The organism is Companilactobacillus farciminis KCTC 3681 = DSM 20184 (genome assembly GCF_002706745.1).
GTDB classification, from domain to species: Bacteria; Bacillota; Bacilli; order Lactobacillales; family Lactobacillaceae; genus Companilactobacillus; species Companilactobacillus farciminis.
Map to the genome: position 1 here is coordinate 2253196 of NZ_CP017702.1, position 18381 is coordinate 2271576.

At 36.7% G+C, this 18381-nt stretch carries 17 protein-coding genes; 3 read left to right on the forward strand and 14 right to left on the reverse strand.

Annotated features, from left to right (window positions below; all coding sequences use genetic code 11):
• Positions 1-4: 4 nt before the first annotated feature.
• From LF20184_RS11190 to LF20184_RS11200, 3 genes are read right to left on the reverse strand one after another with little or no spacing between them, the layout of a single operon-like run.
• Positions 5-922 carry a sce7725 family protein gene (locus LF20184_RS11190; RefSeq protein ID WP_010018335.1) on the reverse strand — a complete coding sequence of 306 codons (918 nt, stop codon included), beginning with the start codon at positions 920-922 and terminating at the stop codon, positions 5-7.
• On the reverse strand, positions 919-1635 hold the full coding sequence (locus LF20184_RS11195) for a hypothetical protein (RefSeq protein WP_010018333.1): 717 nt from the start codon (positions 1633-1635) through the stop codon (positions 919-921). Before LF20184_RS11195 ends, LF20184_RS11190 begins: the two co-directional genes overlap by 4 nt.
• Positions 1625-3997: an ATP-dependent DNA helicase gene (locus LF20184_RS11200; protein WP_056945162.1), complete on the reverse strand. Its 2373-nt coding sequence runs from the start codon at positions 3995-3997 to the stop codon at positions 1625-1627. The genes LF20184_RS11195 and LF20184_RS11200 overlap by 11 nt, the downstream gene beginning before the upstream one ends.
• Before the next feature lie 425 nt (positions 3998-4422).
• Between LF20184_RS11200 and LF20184_RS11205 the strand changes: the two genes are divergently transcribed.
• Positions 4423-4974 carry a TetR/AcrR family transcriptional regulator gene (locus tag LF20184_RS11205; protein ID WP_010018332.1) on the forward strand — a complete coding sequence of 184 codons (552 nt, stop codon included), beginning with the start codon at positions 4423-4425 and terminating at the stop codon, positions 4972-4974.
• An 11-nt stretch (positions 4975-4985) separates the two neighbouring features.
• Here the strand turns inward: LF20184_RS11205 and LF20184_RS11210 are convergent, their stop codons facing one another.
• The 7 genes from LF20184_RS11210 to LF20184_RS11240 all read right to left on the reverse strand — a co-directional run bounded on the left by LF20184_RS11210 (position 4986) and on the right by LF20184_RS11240 (position 9302).
• Entirely contained in the window at positions 4986-5825 is an 840-nt protein-coding gene (locus LF20184_RS11210; protein WP_010018331.1) for a methyltransferase domain-containing protein, read from the reverse strand.
• 6 nt (positions 5826-5831) lie between these two features.
• The gene (locus LF20184_RS11215) at positions 5832-6401 is read right to left on the reverse strand and encodes an SOS response-associated peptidase (protein WP_010018329.1); all 570 of its coding nucleotides are present in this window, start codon (positions 6399-6401) and stop codon (positions 5832-5834) included.
• A gap of 52 nt (positions 6402-6453) precedes the next feature.
• Positions 6454-6876 (reverse strand): DUF805 domain-containing protein, encoded by a 423-nt coding sequence (locus LF20184_RS11220; protein WP_010018327.1) that lies wholly within the window; start codon positions 6874-6876, stop codon positions 6454-6456.
• 11 nt (positions 6877-6887) lie between these two features.
• Positions 6888-7229, reverse strand: coding sequence for a fluoride efflux transporter FluC (locus tag LF20184_RS11225; protein ID WP_010018326.1), 342 nt, complete (start codon positions 7227-7229; stop codon positions 6888-6890).
• The gene (gene crcB / locus LF20184_RS11230; protein WP_010018325.1) at positions 7226-7642 is read right to left on the reverse strand and encodes a fluoride efflux transporter CrcB; all 417 of its coding nucleotides are present in this window, start codon (positions 7640-7642) and stop codon (positions 7226-7228) included. The genes LF20184_RS11225 and crcB overlap by 4 nt, the downstream gene beginning before the upstream one ends.
• Positions 7643-7696: 54 nt before the next feature.
• Positions 7697-8620, reverse strand: coding sequence for a phosphogluconate dehydrogenase (NAD(+)-dependent, decarboxylating) (gnd, locus tag LF20184_RS11235; protein WP_010018323.1), 924 nt, complete (start codon positions 8618-8620; stop codon positions 7697-7699).
• Positions 8621-8741: 121 nt separating this feature from the next.
• Positions 8742-9302, reverse strand: coding sequence for a MerR family transcriptional regulator (locus LF20184_RS11240; protein WP_010018322.1), 561 nt, complete (start codon positions 9300-9302; stop codon positions 8742-8744).
• A gap of 228 nt (positions 9303-9530) precedes the next feature.
• On the opposite strand from LF20184_RS11240, the gene LF20184_RS11245 reads away from it, so the two are divergent.
• A complete protein-coding gene (locus LF20184_RS11245; protein ID WP_010018320.1) occupies positions 9531-10919 on the forward strand; it encodes a hemolysin family protein in 1389 nt (462 codons plus the stop codon).
• A 36-nt stretch (positions 10920-10955) separates the two neighbouring features.
• On the opposite strand, the gene LF20184_RS11250 is transcribed toward LF20184_RS11245, so the two are convergent.
• From LF20184_RS11250 to LF20184_RS11265, 4 genes are all read right to left on the reverse strand, one after another.
• Positions 10956-12659: a YfhO family protein gene (locus tag LF20184_RS11250; RefSeq protein WP_010018318.1), complete on the reverse strand. Its 1704-nt coding sequence runs from the start codon at positions 12657-12659 to the stop codon at positions 10956-10958.
• 47 nt (positions 12660-12706) lie between these two features.
• Positions 12707-14362 (reverse strand): putative glycosyltransferase family protein, encoded by a 1656-nt coding sequence (locus tag LF20184_RS11255; protein ID WP_010018317.1) that lies wholly within the window; start codon positions 14360-14362, stop codon positions 12707-12709.
• A gap of 65 nt (positions 14363-14427) precedes the next feature.
• The gene (locus tag LF20184_RS11260) at positions 14428-15243 is read right to left on the reverse strand and encodes a hypothetical protein (protein ID WP_010018316.1); all 816 of its coding nucleotides are present in this window, start codon (positions 15241-15243) and stop codon (positions 14428-14430) included.
• Between the two features lie 5 nt (positions 15244-15248).
• The gene (locus LF20184_RS11265) at positions 15249-15911 is read right to left on the reverse strand and encodes an HAD hydrolase-like protein (RefSeq protein ID WP_010018315.1); all 663 of its coding nucleotides are present in this window, start codon (positions 15909-15911) and stop codon (positions 15249-15251) included.
• A gap of 87 nt (positions 15912-15998) precedes the next feature.
• Here LF20184_RS11265 and LF20184_RS11270 point away from each other — a divergent pair, with 87 nt between their 5' ends.
• Entirely contained in the window at positions 15999-18332 is a 2334-nt protein-coding gene (locus LF20184_RS11270; RefSeq protein WP_010018313.1) for an HAD-IC family P-type ATPase, read from the forward strand.
• Positions 18333-18381 lie beyond the last annotated feature (49 nt).

Consider the following 18381-nt stretch of genomic DNA (forward strand, 5'->3'; position numbering starts at 1 on the left):
TTTTTTATTTTTCTAATTCTAATAGTCTACTCATTAATTCAAAATGGTGCATCAGTGATAATTTTTTGATTATTCCTAAGCCGGGAAATTTATCTTGCTGTGCATAACTCAATAATTTTTCTAAAGCTGGCGTCTGATTTAAACCGGACATATTTTGACGACACCAAGGCACCATTTTGTTCAACGCTTCAAAGAACTTTTCTTTCTGACCACTCATCTTCTCATTACTATCCGAAACGAAGTGATGAATTCGTAATTCTCCAGTCTTCGTTACATAAATCAAATGTAAAGCAATTGCTCGCGATGGCATCCCTTTATCGAAATAGACATGTCCAACCATTGAATAATCGCCAAACCCAAAAAAGTTATCCACTTGATAATTCCAATCGGCTGGTTCAAAAAGCTCATCTTCCAACAATTGATAATCCTCAACGTGTTTAACGAAGGTCAAAGGATCAACTAATTTAACAGCTTTATCAGCAACAAGCAATTGCATTCTAGCAACGTCTGGAATCAACACTTTATCCACAGCTTTTAACACTTGTGTTTTTTGATAAGCCTTCAACAACTCGTAATCTTTAGCAATCAACAAAGATTTTTGTAAACCTTTTGTTTTAACAAAGTCACTACTAAAGTCAGCCGCCAAAATAGCACTCGGATGGAAAAAGTCCAGTTTCGACAAGTCTGGCAAAGGAAATAATTTCGTGTCATTCAAACCATAGACGCTAACTTGAGGGTTCGCTATAACGCTGAACGGCTGTTGAAATTCAATCAGAGTCTGAACCGTCTGCAACAATTCCTTAGAGTCTCTAACTGGTTCAATTATAGGAATGACATTTTGGCTCAGACGTCTTTGTTCGACTAACTCTTTTAGCGCCAATAAATCATACATTCTACCGCGTAAATAAGGATAATAAATCATACTTTATCCTCCAAATTTGGCTGATGCAGTTTTTGTAATTCTAATTTCAACGCTTGATATTGTTCATTGCGAGCGTCTAATTCTTCTTGCAACGACGCAACAGCTTCATCTTTTAAATCCTCCACAAATTGATCATATAAATTGTGATCTGGCGTATAGACGTCATATCCGGCCTTGGAACGCTTCTTCAATTCCTTGAACAATTTATCATCAGAATACAATTGCAGACCCTTTTCAACCTTCTTAGCTTTGTCCACTTCCCTAAACAACGACGCAACAAAATGACTAGTCAATTTATCTTCATCCACTTGCAGCTCTTGATATTGTGCTTTTTTAGCCACAGTTAAAAATCCCGGAGCTCGTAAAGTCTGTGGCGAATTTTCGATAGCTTTTTTATCAAAAGCCCGATAGATCAAAACGCCGATATGTGTGGGAATTTCCGACTGGACCTCTTCAAATAATTTTTGAGGCAAAACAAAGTAATTGTAGTTGCCAATAAATGATAATTTAGCTTTGGAATGAAAATCAGCTTTCGTAACTTTCAATTCATAACAGCGCCATTCAATCTTGCCATCAGTCAACTGTTGATAACTCAAAGTGTCGACGATTCCTTTTTTGTCTGGCATCGATACTTCCTCAACTACGTATGAACCTTGTTCCAAACAGTACTGATAAAGCGTGCTTTCCAAATTTTTAGTTAACTTAGTCTTCATTTGAAGCTCCCTTCCAAAACTTATCCACAGCTTGTTGCAATTGCTCAAGTGAATTTAAATTTTGTCGATTTTGCCAATGATTGGGGAAAAGTTGTGTGTAACGGAAACTAGCAAAACGCTGATCCAACAACAAAACAATTCCTTTATCATGACTACTTCGGATCAGTCGACCTGCGGCCTGCAAAACGTTATTCATTCCCGGCATTTGATACGCATATTCAAAACCGTGTCCATTCTCTTGGTCGTAGTAATCACGAATCAAATTATTCTCCACACTAAGTCCGGGTAATCCAACACTAACGATTGCTACGCCAATCAACTTGTTGCCTCGTAAGTCAATTCCTTCCGAAAAAATTCCTCCAAGAACACAGAATCCCAATAGCGTGTGATCTGGATTATCTTGAAATTTATCTAAAAATTCGTCACGAGCAACATTGTCCATCGTACTAGTTTGCATAACGGTCGAAATGTCGGGATATTTCTCTTCAAAGAGTGTTTCAATCTGTTTCAGATAGCCGTAAGAAGGGAAAAAGCACAGATAATTACCCGTCTTACCACTGACCAACGTATGCAAACTTTCAACGATGTCATCTTGGCTAAAAGGTCGTTGTCGATAGGTCGTCTGAACGTAGCGTGTGACCATAATGGCTTGGTTTTGTGCCGGAAATGGCGATGGCAATTGATATGCCAAACTATTTTCTTTACCGCCCAAAACACTTTGATAATAGTCCATCGGGGATAAGGTAGCTGAGAATAGCACTGCCCCTAAACCTAAATTCAAAGATTTATCTAAAAAGTGACTTGGATCTAGGCATAATTGCTTAACAGTCAGATGTTTATCTTCAACCACGATTCTTGTCTTATACGTATCGTCATATAACGCTCCAATTTTGACAAAGGTCAAACTATCAAAGAAGTAATCTTTGGCACTCTCAAGAAAATCTGAAGGCTGTTGATCCGCCATCCAATCAGTCATAAAATCATTAAATTTACTCAAAGTGTTCAACAATTTATCAGGTACGTCTGAAGTGATCTGTTCCGTCAAATCATCATCTTTTAAAACTTTTTTCATTTGATTGAAGACTCGTCGAACCTTCTTTAGTTGCTTTTGAAAATCAGCACTCGGCTGCGTATTGATCTTCTTGGCCACTTTTAGTAAACCGGCAATCTTTTGGTCGCTGATTTGAGCCGAATACATCGAACGAGAACGACTGACAAGGTTATGTGCTTCATCAATCAAGAAGAAATTGTCGGTATCCTTTTCGATGAAGAAACGCTGCAAGTACACCAATGGATCGAATAAATAGTTATAATCGCAAATAATTACGTCACAAAACAACGAAGCATCTAGCGAAAATTCAAAGGGATCAACTTGGTGCTTCCTAGCGTATTTCTCAATCACTTCGCGAGTAATACTATCTTCATTGGTCAACAAATCTGATAAAGCCGGCTTTAAACGGTCATAATAACCAATCATATATGGATCCTTTTCTGGTGGAACATCTTGTTCAGGAAAACGAATCTTATCTTTTGCCGTCAATGTAATACTTTTTAGTTTCAAACCCTTACTAGCCATCAATTCGATAGCTTCTTCTGCAACTCGTCGTGTGCTCTGTTTAGCTGTTAAGTAAAACAGGCGTTGAATCTTTTCTTCCCCCATTGCCTTAATAGCCGGAAACATCGTTGAAATCGTCTTTCCAGTACCCGTCGGTGCTTCAACGAATAACCTCGTCTCATACAAAATCGTTTTATAAACTGCTGCTGCTAGTTCATGTTGGCCCGTACGAAATTTGGGAAAAGGAAACTGTAATTCTTTGATTGTAGTATTACGTTCTTTACGTAAATTAGCGCGTAAAACCAACCAATATTCATACTCATCAATTAAATTTTTAAAAAAAGCATTTAATTCTTCACGACTATAAACTTGCTCATCTGTCGTAATCTTTTCGGTGCTAACTTGAAAATACGTTAACCGCAAAGTCACATGGTCAAATTCCGGCTGATCTTTTAAAATCAAGTAGCCATAGACTTTAACTTGTCCCCAATACAATTCCAAGGTATTATCGCTCAACTCTTCAAACGGTTGGTCAGAAGTTTTGATTTCTTCAATCAAGATACTTTTATCGGTAATCTTCAAACCATCAGCACGACCAGAAATCAAATATTCATTATCATTCATCGTCACTTCAGTCTTTAAATAAACTTCACTTTGATAGTCCGGATTCTTACCACGTTGCTTTTGTAATCGACGATGAATTCGTGCACCATTTAGGGCTGTATTTTGACTATTTTTAGTCTCATTCAAATCACCGCTACGCAAGACGAATTCCACTAATTGCCGAATTCCAATTTTAGTCGCCATACTCTACCCCCTTAATCATTAATTAATATTGTAAAACATACGTTCTGGTTTGTCTGTAGATTTCATAACTTCGCTAGTTGTAACATTCCGTCCTCCATAACAAAGCAAATTTGGCTGGAACAATGTGGGCACGACTTGGAGCCTTTGCTAAGCCCAAGCCCGGGCAAAGTCTTCAAGCTCGACCTTTCACTAGGCAATAAATTGCCAAGAGAAATTTCACATTTGAGCCAATTTGCTTTGTTATTCCGGACTAAATAGTGGTTCTATTTTTGACTTCATTTTAATTTGAAGAAATAAAAAACGCTTTTCTCTAATCGGCAGCATCATCTGACAATAGTCTAGATTCAAAAATAGTCTAAATTTCTGTGTACTTTTATTTAAAAAATTATATAATCGAATTCACTTGAGATTATTTGGGGGATAAAATGCCTACAACTGAAGAAACTCTAGCTTTGTCACTACGCGACGTCTTGAAAAGAAAACCGGTCGATAAAATTACGGTTAAGGATATCGTGACTGAATGTAATTTGACTCGGCAAACTTTTTACAATCACTTCGCGGATATCTACGAATTAGTCGAGTATGCTGCTTGCACCAATGCACGAAAAATTCTGGATAAAACTGCCAGTTACGATAAATGGCAATGTGGTTTCTATGCCGTTATGACGGTCATGCAGAATAATAAGACTATCGTCAAAAACACTTATCAATCCAACTATCGCGACTTAATGGAAAAGTACATCTTCAAGGTCATTTATAGCTACGTCATCGATATTGTTGAAAAGCTAGCTGAAGATATGAACGTTGCCCAAAAGCACAAAGATTTCATCGCTCATTTTTACACGTTGGCCTTTTTAGCCTTGATTCACGAATGGGTCCAAAATGGCCTCAAAGAAGATCCGAAAAAAATTGTTCAACAAGTTGCGACTCTAGTTCAAGGAGATTTCAAAAACGACTTGCAAAAATATGCCAAATAAAAAATCGCCGATTAATTTCGACGATTTTTTTGTTGTCCAACTAAGATAGTTGAGCCGACTGTAATATTTTTAACTTGTGACCAATCGATTTTTGATTTATCAACATTGAACAATAACGGCGTCATATTGATAAAAGCCGTTCTAACTTCTTCTGTCACCGGATAAGTTTTGGTTGCATCTATTTGATCGACCAATTCATAATGTTCTTCAAAATAATCCAGAACTTTTTTATTCGAGTACTCTGCTTGCTGCAACTGGTCTTTTGCCACTTGGCGCAATTCTTGAACGTGATATTGGTTGGGGATAACTTTTAAAACATAACCGTCATCTAAAATTCGATTGAATTCCGCATAATTAGCTGGCGAAAAGACGTCAACGATACCCCTGACCGTATTGTCTTGAATTGGTAAATGGGCCAAATCACCGACAAACCATTTTACCGGAGTATTAACGCCTTTAGCAGCCAATTGAATCGAATCCTTAGAAATATCAAAAGCTAAAACGTCTTTTATTCCCGCCTGTGTGATTTTTTTAGAATAGTAACCTTCGCCACAGCCAACATCCAAAATACTGTCCAGATGCAATTTTTCAATCAATTCAACTAATTTATTAGCTATGTGATCATACATGCCATGTTCCAAAATTACATGACGATTTTCAAAAGAATCACGATCATAATTCTTTGAGACTTTATTATTCAAGACAAAGTCGACAAAGCCTTTTTTGGAAATATCGAAACAGTGATTATTGCTACAAAGTAGACTGTTATCGACTAATTTTAAAGTTTTTCCACAGATTGGACACTGAAAGAAATCTTGACTGTTACTAAATTTTTGAATCTTGTCATTCATAAATAATTACCTATTTTCTGTTTGTGAATACAATTGTGGCATTGCTGAATCTAAAAAGCTTTTAGCAAAGTCATCATTATAAATCCAAGCATTGATTTGATTTTTTTGTAAGATCAATGGCATTCGGTCGTGAATTTGTACCATTGATTCATTAGGAGCCGTAGTAAATAAGATACTTTGAGGAATATTATCAAAATAGTTATAGCAGCCCGCGATAAAAAGCGTTTGAGGATCATTGGAGAAATTGAATTTATACTTTTGTTTAGTCTTATTCCACTCAAAAAAGCCAGTTGTTGGATAAACACAACGCCGTTTTAAAAATGAATCAGCAAACATTGGTTTTTGCTGTACTGTTTCGCTACGAGCATTGATCAACGACTGCCCCGTTTTGAAACCCGGAAAGCCCCATTTCATACCGACAACTTGAACTTGACGCTGACCTGCAATGATCAAAGCCGTCTCATCAGTTGGGAAAACTTCGCCCGTCTTCGGATTGAAACCAGCATCTTTAGCTAATTGATAAATTCGTTTAATTTCAGGATTTTTATCTGGTTCAAACAAATAGCGTCCGCACATATTATTCCTCCAACAAAAAACTAGAACATTTCTGCTCTAGTTTAACAAAATTTTAGATTGATTTGGGGAAACGATTACCAAGACTACGTTGTGGCAAGCACAATAAAACGACTAAGGCTACGAAACCAACTACTGGAATCAGACCTATTAATACCCACCAACCACGCATTTTTCGATCATGGAGTCGTCTGATAATAGCGGTAAATACGGCAATCCAGTAATATCCCATCGTCATAGCAAGCGCTACGCCAACAATTGAACTCCAATAATAGTCCATCACTGGCATTTTAGTTATTATAAAAGCCAATAAAGCGACGACTATATAGGCCACAATACTAAAGCCTAAGTAGCCCCACCAAAAGTCCTTGCGACTCATTCTTTTAGCGCCAACAAAGAGATCTTGAAAATATAATTTAGTTGAAGAAATAATTCCTGGTCGAAAACTTTCGTTCCAAATTGGTTCTCTCATCTGCATAAAAAAATCTCCTATATGTGAATTCCAATGACAAATCCTAGGATACCAAAGATATAAGTCAAAATGAAATAAAGGAAACAACGTACGAAACGGCGTTGAAACCACAATTGACTTAATTCCATGTTCAAAGTTCCAAAGGTTGTGAAGCCGCCACAAAAACCAGTTCCTAACAACAATAATAAAGCACCGTTATGAATTTGTGCAGTGAAGATACCTAATAATAACGCTCCTAAAATATTTATCAATAAGGTTATCACGGGAAAATCTATTTTTATTTTACTTTGTAAGAGGGTCAATTCATTTCGCAAAATAGCACCAAGACTGGCACCCAGGCCAACAATTAAAAAGTTCATCTGTCCTGCTCCTTTTTAACGTAATCATTGAAAGCACGACTAGCAGCCCAATAATTGCCTAATATCGCTACGACAAAACCACCTAGAATCGTTATGGTCAAATAAATCAGCAGAGATACCCAGTTGCCACTTTGATACAACCGATAACTATCAGCCGTAAAAGTTGAAAAAGTCGTATACGAACCCAATAGTCCCGTACTTAAGGTCAAGACAACTTTCGACGATAAGTTATAACGGTCTTGCAAATAATGAATCAAAAAGGGCATGATAAAAGCTCCAGTCAAATTAGCCACTAAAGTTCCCAAAGGAAAACCATTGGTGGTTTTGAAAATCAAACTTTCTAAATAACGTAAATCACTACCGATAAAAGCTCCCACCAGTACCAATAAAAATATTTTCCCTCGTTCTTTCAATCGAAAAACTCCTTACAAAAAGAAAAAACTTGCCAACGACAAGTTTTTCATTAATTATTTTTTATCTTTATTACCATTATTATTTATTTCAACAACGTGTCCACCGAATTCGTTACGCAAGGCCGCTACGACCTTACCTGTAAATGTATCATCTTCTAGTGAACGGTAACGCATCATCAATGAGGCTCCGATTACAGGTGTTGGAACTTGTAATCTTAAGGCTTCTTCAACAGTCCACTTACCTTCGCCTGATGAATGCATAACACCCTTGATCTCATCCAAGTCTGGATCTTTTGAAAAGGCTGATTGTGTTAATTCCATCAACCAACTACGAACTACTGAACCATTTTGCCATACTTTAGCTACAGCTTCGTTATCATAATCGAATTCACTATGCTTCAAAACATCAAAACCTTCGGCGATAGCTTGCATCATACCGTATTCAATACCGTTATGAACCATCTTCAAGTAGTGACCGCTACCGGCTTTTCCAGTATATAAGTAACCATCAGTTTGAGCAATACCTTTGAAAATAGGTTCAATATATTCAAAAGCTTTTTCATCGTCTCCGCCGATCATGAAGTTACCGTCACGATTTGCACCGCTCATACCGCCTGATGTACCAACATCGAAGAACTTAATGTTTTTATCAGTTAGGATTTTATTGTGTCGCAATGAATCTTTGTAAAATGAATTTCCACCGTCAATTACGATATCATTTTCATCAAGAATTTCGCTCAAGGTATCAATTGTAGTATTAGTTGGGTTCCCCGCTGGTAACATTACCCAAACAATACGTGGTGCATCCAAAGCCAAAACCGCATCTTTTAGGCTTTTTTCAACACGTGCACCCAAAGTTGAAGCATCGTTTCTAGCACCGTCGTTTAAATCAAAAGCAACTACTTCATTACCGTTACGAATCAAATTCTCGGTTAAGTTAATTCCCATCTTACCGAGTCCAATCATTGCTAATTTCAAAATTAATCCTCCTAAGTTGTTATCACAAGTTCTAATTATACATAAAAAAGCCGCACCAAAATCAACATTTTGGTACGACCCGATTGCTTAAGAGGTTGATATCATAAGGCTTATTGGTTGATTAGTTCATGAACTTGTTCCACCAATGACCCTTCTTGTCATCATTGACCTTTTCGTTTACACGTTCTTTGATGTTTTCATCTTTTTGCGTGTCATTATTTTCAACTTTTTCTTTAGCTTGTTGCTTCAAAGTATCCAACTCAACTTGGAGTTGTTCTTTTGATTTTTGAGCATCATTTAACTCTTGTTGTAGTTCTTTAATAGTTAATTCACGCTTCTTATTTGCTGATTCTAGTTTAGCTACAGTTTCTTGTAATCCTGCAATTTCATCGTTTTGCTTAGTATCAGTCGACTCTTTGGCATCGGCAGCAGGATAGATTTGTGCAGCTGAAGTTTCCAAAGTCATCTTTGGTCCATGACTTAATTTGACCATTTCTTTAAAGTCATCAATATTTTTTTGAGTGTAGAGACGATTGTTTTGACTATTACGCTCAAAATACTTGCTATTGGCTGTAGTCTTTTCGACGATCAAAGAATATTTACGTAGCGTTGCAACGCTGATCCCCAAGTCCTTTGCGGCTTGTGCAGGAGTTAATAAGTTGTTAGTTTTTACTTTACTCAAAAGGATTCCCCCAAGGTTGTTTCATTCTCTTCATTATAAAAATAATGATTGTTAAGTTCAACTACAAAATTCATAACGAAGCCAAATTAAAATTGTCTTAGCTATATTTTAACCATTAAATTGGATATACTAAAGATGAAAAGATAAAATATTTACTCTTTGCCGACACAGTCGGTTTTTCTTTGGTGTATAATTCGATTTACAGGAAATAGAAGGGGAAATAATATATTGTCAAGTTCTGCAATTACAACAAATTTTATTATTATAATTGTTACCTTTATCTTTGCCTTCTTCTTCGTGGCTGCTGAGTTTGCTTTAGTTCAAACTAGATCCAGTCAACTAGAAGATGCCATTCAAAAAGGTGAAGGCAACAAGAAAAAATTACAACGTGCCTTAAAGATGGTCAATAATCTAAACGAATACTTATCAACGACACAAGTTGGTACTAGTATCGCAGGTATTATTTTAGGTTGGATCGGTGAAAGTACCATCGAATACTTGCTAGTAGAAGTATTTGGCGTAGCACATATTTCAGCCGGCGGTAGTAGCGGTCTACATGCTTTGAGTTCAATCGTTGGTGTTTTACTACTAACTTACTTAGAAGTGGTTCTAACAGAAATCGTTCCTAAGAATATCTCAATCGATATGCCGATGAAGATGCTAATGTTAGTCGTTACACCATTACGTTTCTTCCACATTGCTGTTTATCCATTCGTTTGGTTACTAAACGTTTCAGCGTCTGGAATCGTCAAATTGATGGGTATGAAACCCGCTGACACTGAGAACGAAGTCTTCTCACAATCAGAAATCTTGAGATTGTCTAAGTCTTCAATCAAAGGTGGCGATATGGAACCAGATGACGTTATCTTCATGCAACGTGCTTTCGAGTTGAACGATAAAGTTGCTAAAGATATTATGGTCGACCGGACTAGCCTTTATGTCGTCGATATAACGGACAAAGTCAAAGATGTTATTAAAGACTACTTGCAACAAGGTTTTTCAAGATTCCCTGTTGTAGCCGATAATGATAAAGATAAGGTCCTCGGTTACGTTTACGCTTACGATATCGTTCGTCAAAACCAAGTTGATGGCGACGTTGGCATCAGCCGGATTCTACGTTCTGTCAATACTGTTCCTGAAACTATGCCTATTCAAGATATCTTGTCTAAGATGATCAAGAAACAAACACCGATAGTTATCGTTGTCGATGAATACGGTGGTACTAGTGGTATTGTCACCGATAAAGATATTTACGAAGAATTATTTGGAACTGTTAAAGATGAAATCGATGATGTTTCTGATGAATATATCGTCAAAAACGAAGACGGTTCATACAACGTTTCTGGTAAAACTACGTTATACGATTTTGAACGTTACTTCAGAACCGATGTTAGAGAATTTCAAAAATCAGATATCATCACTGTTGGTGGTTACTTGATTGAAAAGTTCCCTAACTTGCAAAAGGGTTCGACCTTCGATATGGATAACTTCCATTTTGAAGTTGCCGAATTCGATCACGGTTTCGTTAACTGGTTCAAAGTTACAGTCGATAAAAAAGCCGTTACGAAACAAGATAATTTGGCATCATTGACCGACGTTGATGATTTGAAAGAATAACTAAAAAAGCTGAATCCGCAATGGATTCAGCTTTTTTTATTCTTTAGAACGTAAACCTTCAATTCTTCCAAAGTCTACTAAATTCAATTTATTGATAAAAATCATCGCTACCATGATCAATAACGATAGGAATGAAATTCGACGAGCTACTTTTTGAGTCATAGTCTCAAAGTAATCAACGACAACTTTCCCACTACCATTGATCGTCACTTGTGCCAGGTTATTATTCCGCTTATCCACTCGCAAACTAGAAACCTTACCTTCAGATTGTGTCGATTGGAAACCATAGTAGGCAATAATCGGAATATCTACTTTGGCATTCTTAGCATTTTTAAAATCGAAGCTCAAACGTGTTCCATATTGCTTAAACTGACTAATCTTAGCTTTACCCGCCGTTATTCTTGGCTTGTGAGGCATTCTTTGCAAATCGCTTAAACTAGTACCTTGAGGCAAATACTCTTGTCCTGCGCCAATACTAAAGGGTTCTAATTGATTATATTCACTCTGATTGACGAACTGCAACGGTGAACCTTGAACCAAACGATAGCTAGCAGAAATTGAGAACAACAAGGTAAAGAAGATTAGACCACTCTTAGCCAATTTACTGTTAAAGAGATGCAACGGATCACTTGCGACTACAATAGATAATAACAACGTTACTAACATATCAAAACGCCAAGGATATTGGATAACTTTGAATGGCGTATGATTTAAAATCACCCACGGAAAGACTTTTGTACTGCAAAGCAACAAGATAACCCCAATCAAAGCAAAGTCCTTGATAGCTTTATCTTTGATTTTAGTGAATGACAAGACTATTACAACTGCCGCGATAAACAAGACGATTCCAATATTAGGTTCACCTAGACCATTATTCAAACTCCATTTACTCATGTCGAAGAAACTTGTAGCACCTTTAGGCAAAATGCCATTCGACTGTGTCAAAACAAACTTTGTATGACGTAACTGTTCAATCATTGGCAAGAAATATGCTGCTGATAGCAACAAAGAGCACAAAGCTGCCCAACCTAATGACAGTAGTCTTTTTGGATGTTTCTTGATTTCTTTAAATTGACATAAGCCGACAATAATTATCAACATCGTTACCAAAATCGGTGAAATAGCATGCGAATAAATGATGGCCGTCATCCCAAAGGTCAAATACCACCATTTCTTGCGATTTCCGTAAAAGATCTCATAAATACCCAACATCGCAATTGGCAAGAAGATGAAAGCTCCAACCTCGCCTAGATCGTGTCGGAACAACAAATTATGTAAGCGATATGTCGATAAAGTATAAACAAAACTAAATACTAAACTGTTGAAATACTTTTGACTGATTTTGTAAAAACATAAAAAGGAAATTCCAAAGGTCAAAAAATTGACGAGCAAATAGTATCCCATTAAAGTTTGCGCACTAGAGAACCCTATCAAGCGTAAGAACGCAGCTGGATACAATAAGAGGTCCGAATAAAAAACATTAACAATGTAGCCAAATCCATTCATAAACGACATGTTCACGAACGGAAAAAATTGATGTCGTTGCAACGAATGATACAAGCCTTCAATTCTCATCATGTGGAAACGATCATCGCTAGTACCTAAATACGACCAAATCTTTCCATGAGAAAATTGTGTTTGATAAAGTGCCAAAAAACTAACTAATAAGAAAAGCAAAATTGTAAAGACAATCACTGCGGTTTTCTTAGTGGATTTTTTCTTCAAAAAACTTAATTGCATAAATTAAATGCCTTCCTTTGTACATGCAATATCACATATTATACTCACTATTTAAGTTTTGAAGAAACTCTATTTCGACGAAAAAGCCAAATAACCATTATTAAAAAGCTCATTAGGGATATCAATTTACTGATTTTTTGAATAGGAGTTTTTTGATAATCAACCCGTAAAATCCCATCGCCACTGACTTTTACTTGAGCTAATCCATTGTTAGCTTGATTCATCTTTACTGCTGAGACATTTCCAGTAGACGAATTGGACGAATATCCATAATATCCAATAATCGGTAAATCAATTTTACTATTTCTAGTGGCATTAAAATCTAGTTTTATCGATGACCCATGCTGTTGAAAATCCTTTATTTTAACGGCACCACTTTTGACCTCAGGTACGTGTTTGGTATTGCGCAACTGGGTCAAACTAGCATTTTTAGGTAAATATTCCTGACCTGCACCGATACTGTAGACATCCAAATTATTAAAAGCAGCGTAACTATCATCTTGAGCTGGATGGTTAGTGATCAAACTGAATTCGGCTAAGAAAATCATAACGATAGTTAAACTAATCATCGCTCCCTTTTTCCAAAAACGATTCAACCAACCTTTAGGGTCACTCGCTAAAACGACTGCAAATAAAATCGTCACCAACATGTTAAAACGCCAAGGAAACTGAATCATATTTAAAGGCGTGTGGATGAACAATTTCCACGGAAAAATATCAGTCGTCATCAGTAACAAAATTTCCCCGATAATCGCAAAATCACGAACCACCGGTGTTGCTTTCCATACTATTACCGGAATAATTACCGCCACCAATAACATCAAGAGACCAATATTTTGTGTAAAAAGATCATTTTGCAAACTAAATTTAATTAGTTCAGGAACTTGCATGCTACCCTGGGAAACATAAATCAACGGTGCATTCGTCAATTTGAACTGAGTGTGTTTCAGCTGTTCGTACATCGGCAAAAAATAGCCTAAACTCAATAATAAGGACGATAATCCTGAATAAATCAACGTTAAAATTCTTTTTGGTTCTTTAATCAAAGTTTTGATACGAAAAACGACAACGAACAAAATAAAAATGGCAATTAATATCGGTGACAGAGCATGCGAATAAATCACGGCCGTCATTCCAATCGTTAAATACCACCATTTGCTATTATCCGCATAAAAAATCTCATAGACGCCCAAAATAACAATTGGCAAAAATGTCAAAGTCAATACTTCACCAATATCGAAACGGCGCACCATATCAAAAATCCGATAAATCGACAAAGTATAAACAAAACTAAAGACTAAACTCTTGTCGAATTTCTTACTAGCTTTATAAAAACAACTAAATGAAATCACGAATGTCACGAAGTTTATCAAAATATAAAAACTAATAAACGCTTGAACAGTCGTCATCCCCAGCAATCTCAAAAAAGCTACTGGATAAAGCCATAAATTAGAATAAAAGACATTGGAGATATATCCAAAGCCACCCAAAAATGACATATTAACGACGGGAAAGAAATTTCCAGCTTTGATAGCCTCGTACAAACCTTGCATTCTCATAACGTGGAAACGACCGTCATTGCCCATTTCCAAAAAAGACCAGATATGTCCATCCAGTCCGGTCAAATAAATTGAAAGAATACTAACTACCAAAAATAAAATCAATGTCAGTGGAAACTTATATTTCAGAAGGATTTTTTTCATAATTTTTGCCTAATAAAAAAGGGAACTCGAAGACTAAGTCCTCAAGTTCCCTCAAATTTTGTTTTTTAATATTTATACTTAACAGTACTGCCCCAATCCAGAATACTGACGATAAATACCATGAAAATAATCGAAATATAACTAATAAATATTCCGTTTAGGACATTGTATAATACATCCCTGACATTGTAATCTATATTGTTTATGATCAAGTCCTGCAATGGAAAATAGGTACATCCCAACAGCATTGCCAATAAAATTGATGTACAGATTCCCACCGTTCCTAAATGATGGAAAAATAACATATTAGAACCAACTTTAGCACGCAAACGTAACGCTAGGATAACGAACAAGACGGCCGCAATCACCATAACGGTCTTGATCAAACGTTTAATAGTCTGGACTCGCTCAATAACGGTCTCAATCGGTCCCAAGTCATTATTGACGATTTGATTCATTATATCTTCATTACTTCTAATAACGGTGTCGATCTCACTGTCGATATTTAAGCCGTACTTATTGGCCTGATCCTTCAATTTGGTACTGATAGTCGCCAAAATATTGCTACCAATAGTTAATTGCGAGTCATCATCATACACTTCGTCTACTGAAACATTAATAATCCTTCTGACATCTTTGTTAGTTAGGTTCACCGCTGACAAATCAGTTGAAACAGAATAACTATTGACCAATCTACCTAAACGTTGATTCGTATAGTTTCTGATCAAAGTAACATTAGTATCACTACTAACGACTTTTTTGACATAGTTACTGTTCAAAACTGTGGACAGAGTTATCCCTAAGAAAACGATGACCATTAAACAAATTGACAATAATATCAAAGTAAAACCGTGTCTGTTGTATGACAATGACTTGCTCATAATTTCTAATTCTCCATAGCTAGTTTAGCAATTTCTTGTGGTTTATTTACGATCCATTCTGAATTAGCAGATTTCAATTCAGCATAATCCCCAAAGCCATAAGTTACCCCAATAGCTTTTAAATTATTTTTATGTGCCCCCACAATATCACTGCTACGATCCCCAACCATAACAAGATTCTTTGTGTCTAACTCAACTGAAGTTTTTTCAATTCCATAAGAGATAACATCCTCTTTTAAAGAACGAATCGATTCATCTTCAGCTGCCCCAAAAACATGTCGTACATATTGTTTCATATCTAGTTGATCAATAATCTTTTTCGCAAAAACCTCTGGTTTAGAAGTCGCAATGAAGATTTCTTTATCAGCTTTCTTCAAGGACTCCATCATATCATAGATGCCATCAAAAACAGTATACTGTTCCCAGCCCTCTTCTTGATAATATTCCCTGAAAGCATTTATACTTTGGTTAATAAAGGGATCATCCGGCGCTACGTGGTCGTACTTTTGCAAAGATGCACCGATTGTTGGACCGATGAACGTGTGCAACGTAGCGTCATCATGTGGAACGTATCCTAAAGTATGCTCATACATGTACTTCAAGCTCTTCATAATTCCAATTTCAGAATTAATAATCGTTCCATCCAAATCAAAAAATAAATTGTTCAAAATTTGTTCATCCTTTTATGTTAAATTTAAGTTATGTAAAGAGTATATAGCATTCAATAGAAAATAACTAACAGTCGTAGGTAGAGTATGGTAAAAATCAAACAACCTCAAAAATACACCAGTCTCGACGAAGGATTAACTAATCAAGAGGTTGACTCCCGAGTACAACGGGGACTGACAAACGTTCAAATCAAAAAATTATCGCGTCCGATTCCAAAAATTTTAGCCGATAATTTATTTACTCTGTTTAACTTTTTAAATTTAGTCATTGCTATTTTAATTTTTTGGACCGGTTCCTATCGAAATCTCTTTTTCCTAGGTCCCGTGATTGCCAATATTATTATTGGAAGCTACCAGGAAATCCGTGCCAAAATTACTGTCGATAAAATTAGTTTAGTCAATTCGGCTAGTTTTAATGTTACTAGAAACTCGCAATTAGAAAAAGTCGATATTGCCGATTTAGTTGAAGACGATATCGTAACTGTCAAACGTGGCGATACTATCCCCGCTGACGGTATTATCCGCTCTTCTAATGGTCTACAAACTAATGAATCAAGTATTACCGGTGAAGCCGACACTATCAGCAAAACAACTAACGATGAAGTTTTCTCAGGTAGTTTTGTCGTTGCCGGTCAAGCTCAAATTCAATTGACGCAAGTTGGTAAGGAAAGCTTCGTTTCTAAAATTTCTTCAGCTGTCGGCAAAGAAAAGCGTTCCGTTAGTGTCTTGATGAAGATTATAAATAATATTATTAAAATTCTAACATACACTATCATCCCTATCGGTTTATTACTATTCTTTAGAACCTATTCTCAAAACAACAACGTTGCCAAATCAATCTTAGGAACTTCCGCCTCAGTTATCGGTATGATTCCTGAAGGATTAGTTTTGTTAACTTCCGTGGCTTTAGCTACTGGAGCTTACAACTTATCTAAACGTCGTATTTTGGTTCGTTCCTTGAGTGCCATCGAAACTTTAGCTCGTGTCGATGTCTTGTGCCTTGATAAAACAGGAACGATCACGACCGGTAAATTGACCGTCAAAAAAACTATTAGTTATCAAACTAGTGAACAAAACGTTCAGGCAATTGCTCAAAAAATCGTCGAAGCTACTCAAGAATCAAACGCAACTGCCCTGGCGGTCTCAGCTTTAAACGTCAAAGCCTTTGCAAGCGATGTGAAAGAAGTCATCCCATTTTCATCTGAAACTAAGTATTCCGGTTTCGTTGCCAAAGACGATACGCGTTACATCATGGGTGCTCCAGAATTCATCATCAAAAACTCTAGTTCAGAAATGACGAACACGATTCAACAAGCTGCTCAAAAAGGATTCAGAGTCATTGCCATACTAAAAGAAGCTCCAACACAAGAAGTCCTAGGCTTGTTATTGATTTCTGATGAAGTCAGAGAACAAGCTCCCGATACCTTCAACTACTTGCACAATCAAGGAATCAATCTCAAAATCATCTCCGGTGACAATCCCGTTACTGTAGCCAATGTTGCCGCCCAAGCTGGGATTGCTTCAGGAAATGACTACATCGATATGAGCCAAGTTGATGAAACAAAAGATTATCACGAATTAGTTAAATACTACAAAATTTTTGGTCGAGTTCGTCCTAGTCAAAAATCAGAATTGATCAAGGCTATGCAAGACAATGGTTTAACCGTTGGTATGACTGGCGATGGTGTCAATGATGTTTTAGCCATGCGTCAATCTGACTGTAGCGTTGCTATTGCCGGTGAAAGTGATGCAGCCGAAGCAGCGGCGGATTTCGTCTTGTTAAATCGTAATTTCGATTCGATGATTTTCATGCTCAACGAAGGACGCCGAGTAATCAATAACGTTGAACGTGTTGCTTCACTATTCTTAATCAAAACCATTTATTCAGTAGTATTGTCGATTCTCTTCATTATTTTGGGAACTGGCTACCCATTTGAACCTTCTCAATTAACACCAATCAACGCTTTAACTGTTGGTATTCCAACCTTCCTATTAGCTTTGGAACCCAACTATACCCCACCAGCTGGACGTTTCATGCACAATGTCATGGAAATTGCTTTACCGGCGGCTATTTGCAACATTGCATTTATCGTAGCAATTTCAATCTTGGGCAAACACTTTAACTTCTCATATGAAATTACTTCAACTTTGTCAGTCTTTACGATCGGTGTCATCGGTTTCTGCGCTTTGATTTCGATTGCCAATCCACTGTACGTTCGAAAGCAAATTATGATTGGCATCGCCTTTGTCCTTTTCATTGTTACTTTCATCTTCAGTGAAAAAGCTTTTGGTTTACAAAGTATCTTAAACTGGCACTACACTTACTTATACATCGCAATTTTCTTAACTGCTTGGCCTTTATTCATGTTCATGCGTGAAGTTTTGGGTCGGCGTGTATTTTCAAGAATTAATTGGAAATAAATATAGTAGTAATATGAAAAACAAATGGCATCTATTCAAAGGAATCTGA

Excerpts from the sequence above, each read along its gene's own strand:
- LF20184_RS11190 (WP_010018335.1), bottom strand. The coding sequence starts at position 922 with ATGATTTATTATCCTTATTTACGCGGTAGAATGTATGATTTATTGGCG.
- LF20184_RS11195 (WP_010018333.1), bottom strand. The coding sequence starts at position 1,635 with ATGAAGACTAAGTTAACTAAAAATTTGGAAAGCACGCTTTATCAGTAC.
- LF20184_RS11200 (WP_056945162.1), bottom strand. The coding sequence starts at position 3,997 with ATGGCGACTAAAATTGGAATTCGGCAATTAGTGGAATTCGTCTTGCGT.
- LF20184_RS11205 (WP_010018332.1), top strand. The coding sequence starts at position 4,423 with ATGCCTACAACTGAAGAAACTCTAGCTTTGTCACTACGCGACGTCTTG.
- LF20184_RS11210 (WP_010018331.1), bottom strand. The coding sequence starts at position 5,825 with ATGAATGACAAGATTCAAAAATTTAGTAACAGTCAAGATTTCTTTCAG.
- LF20184_RS11215 (WP_010018329.1), bottom strand. The coding sequence starts at position 6,401 with ATGTGCGGACGCTATTTGTTTGAACCAGATAAAAATCCTGAAATTAAA.
- LF20184_RS11220 (WP_010018327.1), bottom strand. The coding sequence starts at position 6,876 with ATGCAGATGAGAGAACCAATTTGGAACGAAAGTTTTCGACCAGGAATT.
- LF20184_RS11225 (WP_010018326.1), bottom strand. The coding sequence starts at position 7,229 with ATGAACTTTTTAATTGTTGGCCTGGGTGCCAGTCTTGGTGCTATTTTG.
- LF20184_RS11250 (WP_010018318.1), bottom strand. The coding sequence starts at position 12,659 with ATGCAATTAAGTTTTTTGAAGAAAAAATCCACTAAGAAAACCGCAGTG.
- LF20184_RS11255 (WP_010018317.1), bottom strand. The coding sequence starts at position 14,362 with ATGAAAAAAATCCTTCTGAAATATAAGTTTCCACTGACATTGATTTTA.
- LF20184_RS11260 (WP_010018316.1), bottom strand. The coding sequence starts at position 15,243 with ATGAGCAAGTCATTGTCATACAACAGACACGGTTTTACTTTGATATTA.
- LF20184_RS11270 (WP_010018313.1), top strand. The coding sequence starts at position 15,999 with ATGGTAAAAATCAAACAACCTCAAAAATACACCAGTCTCGACGAAGGA.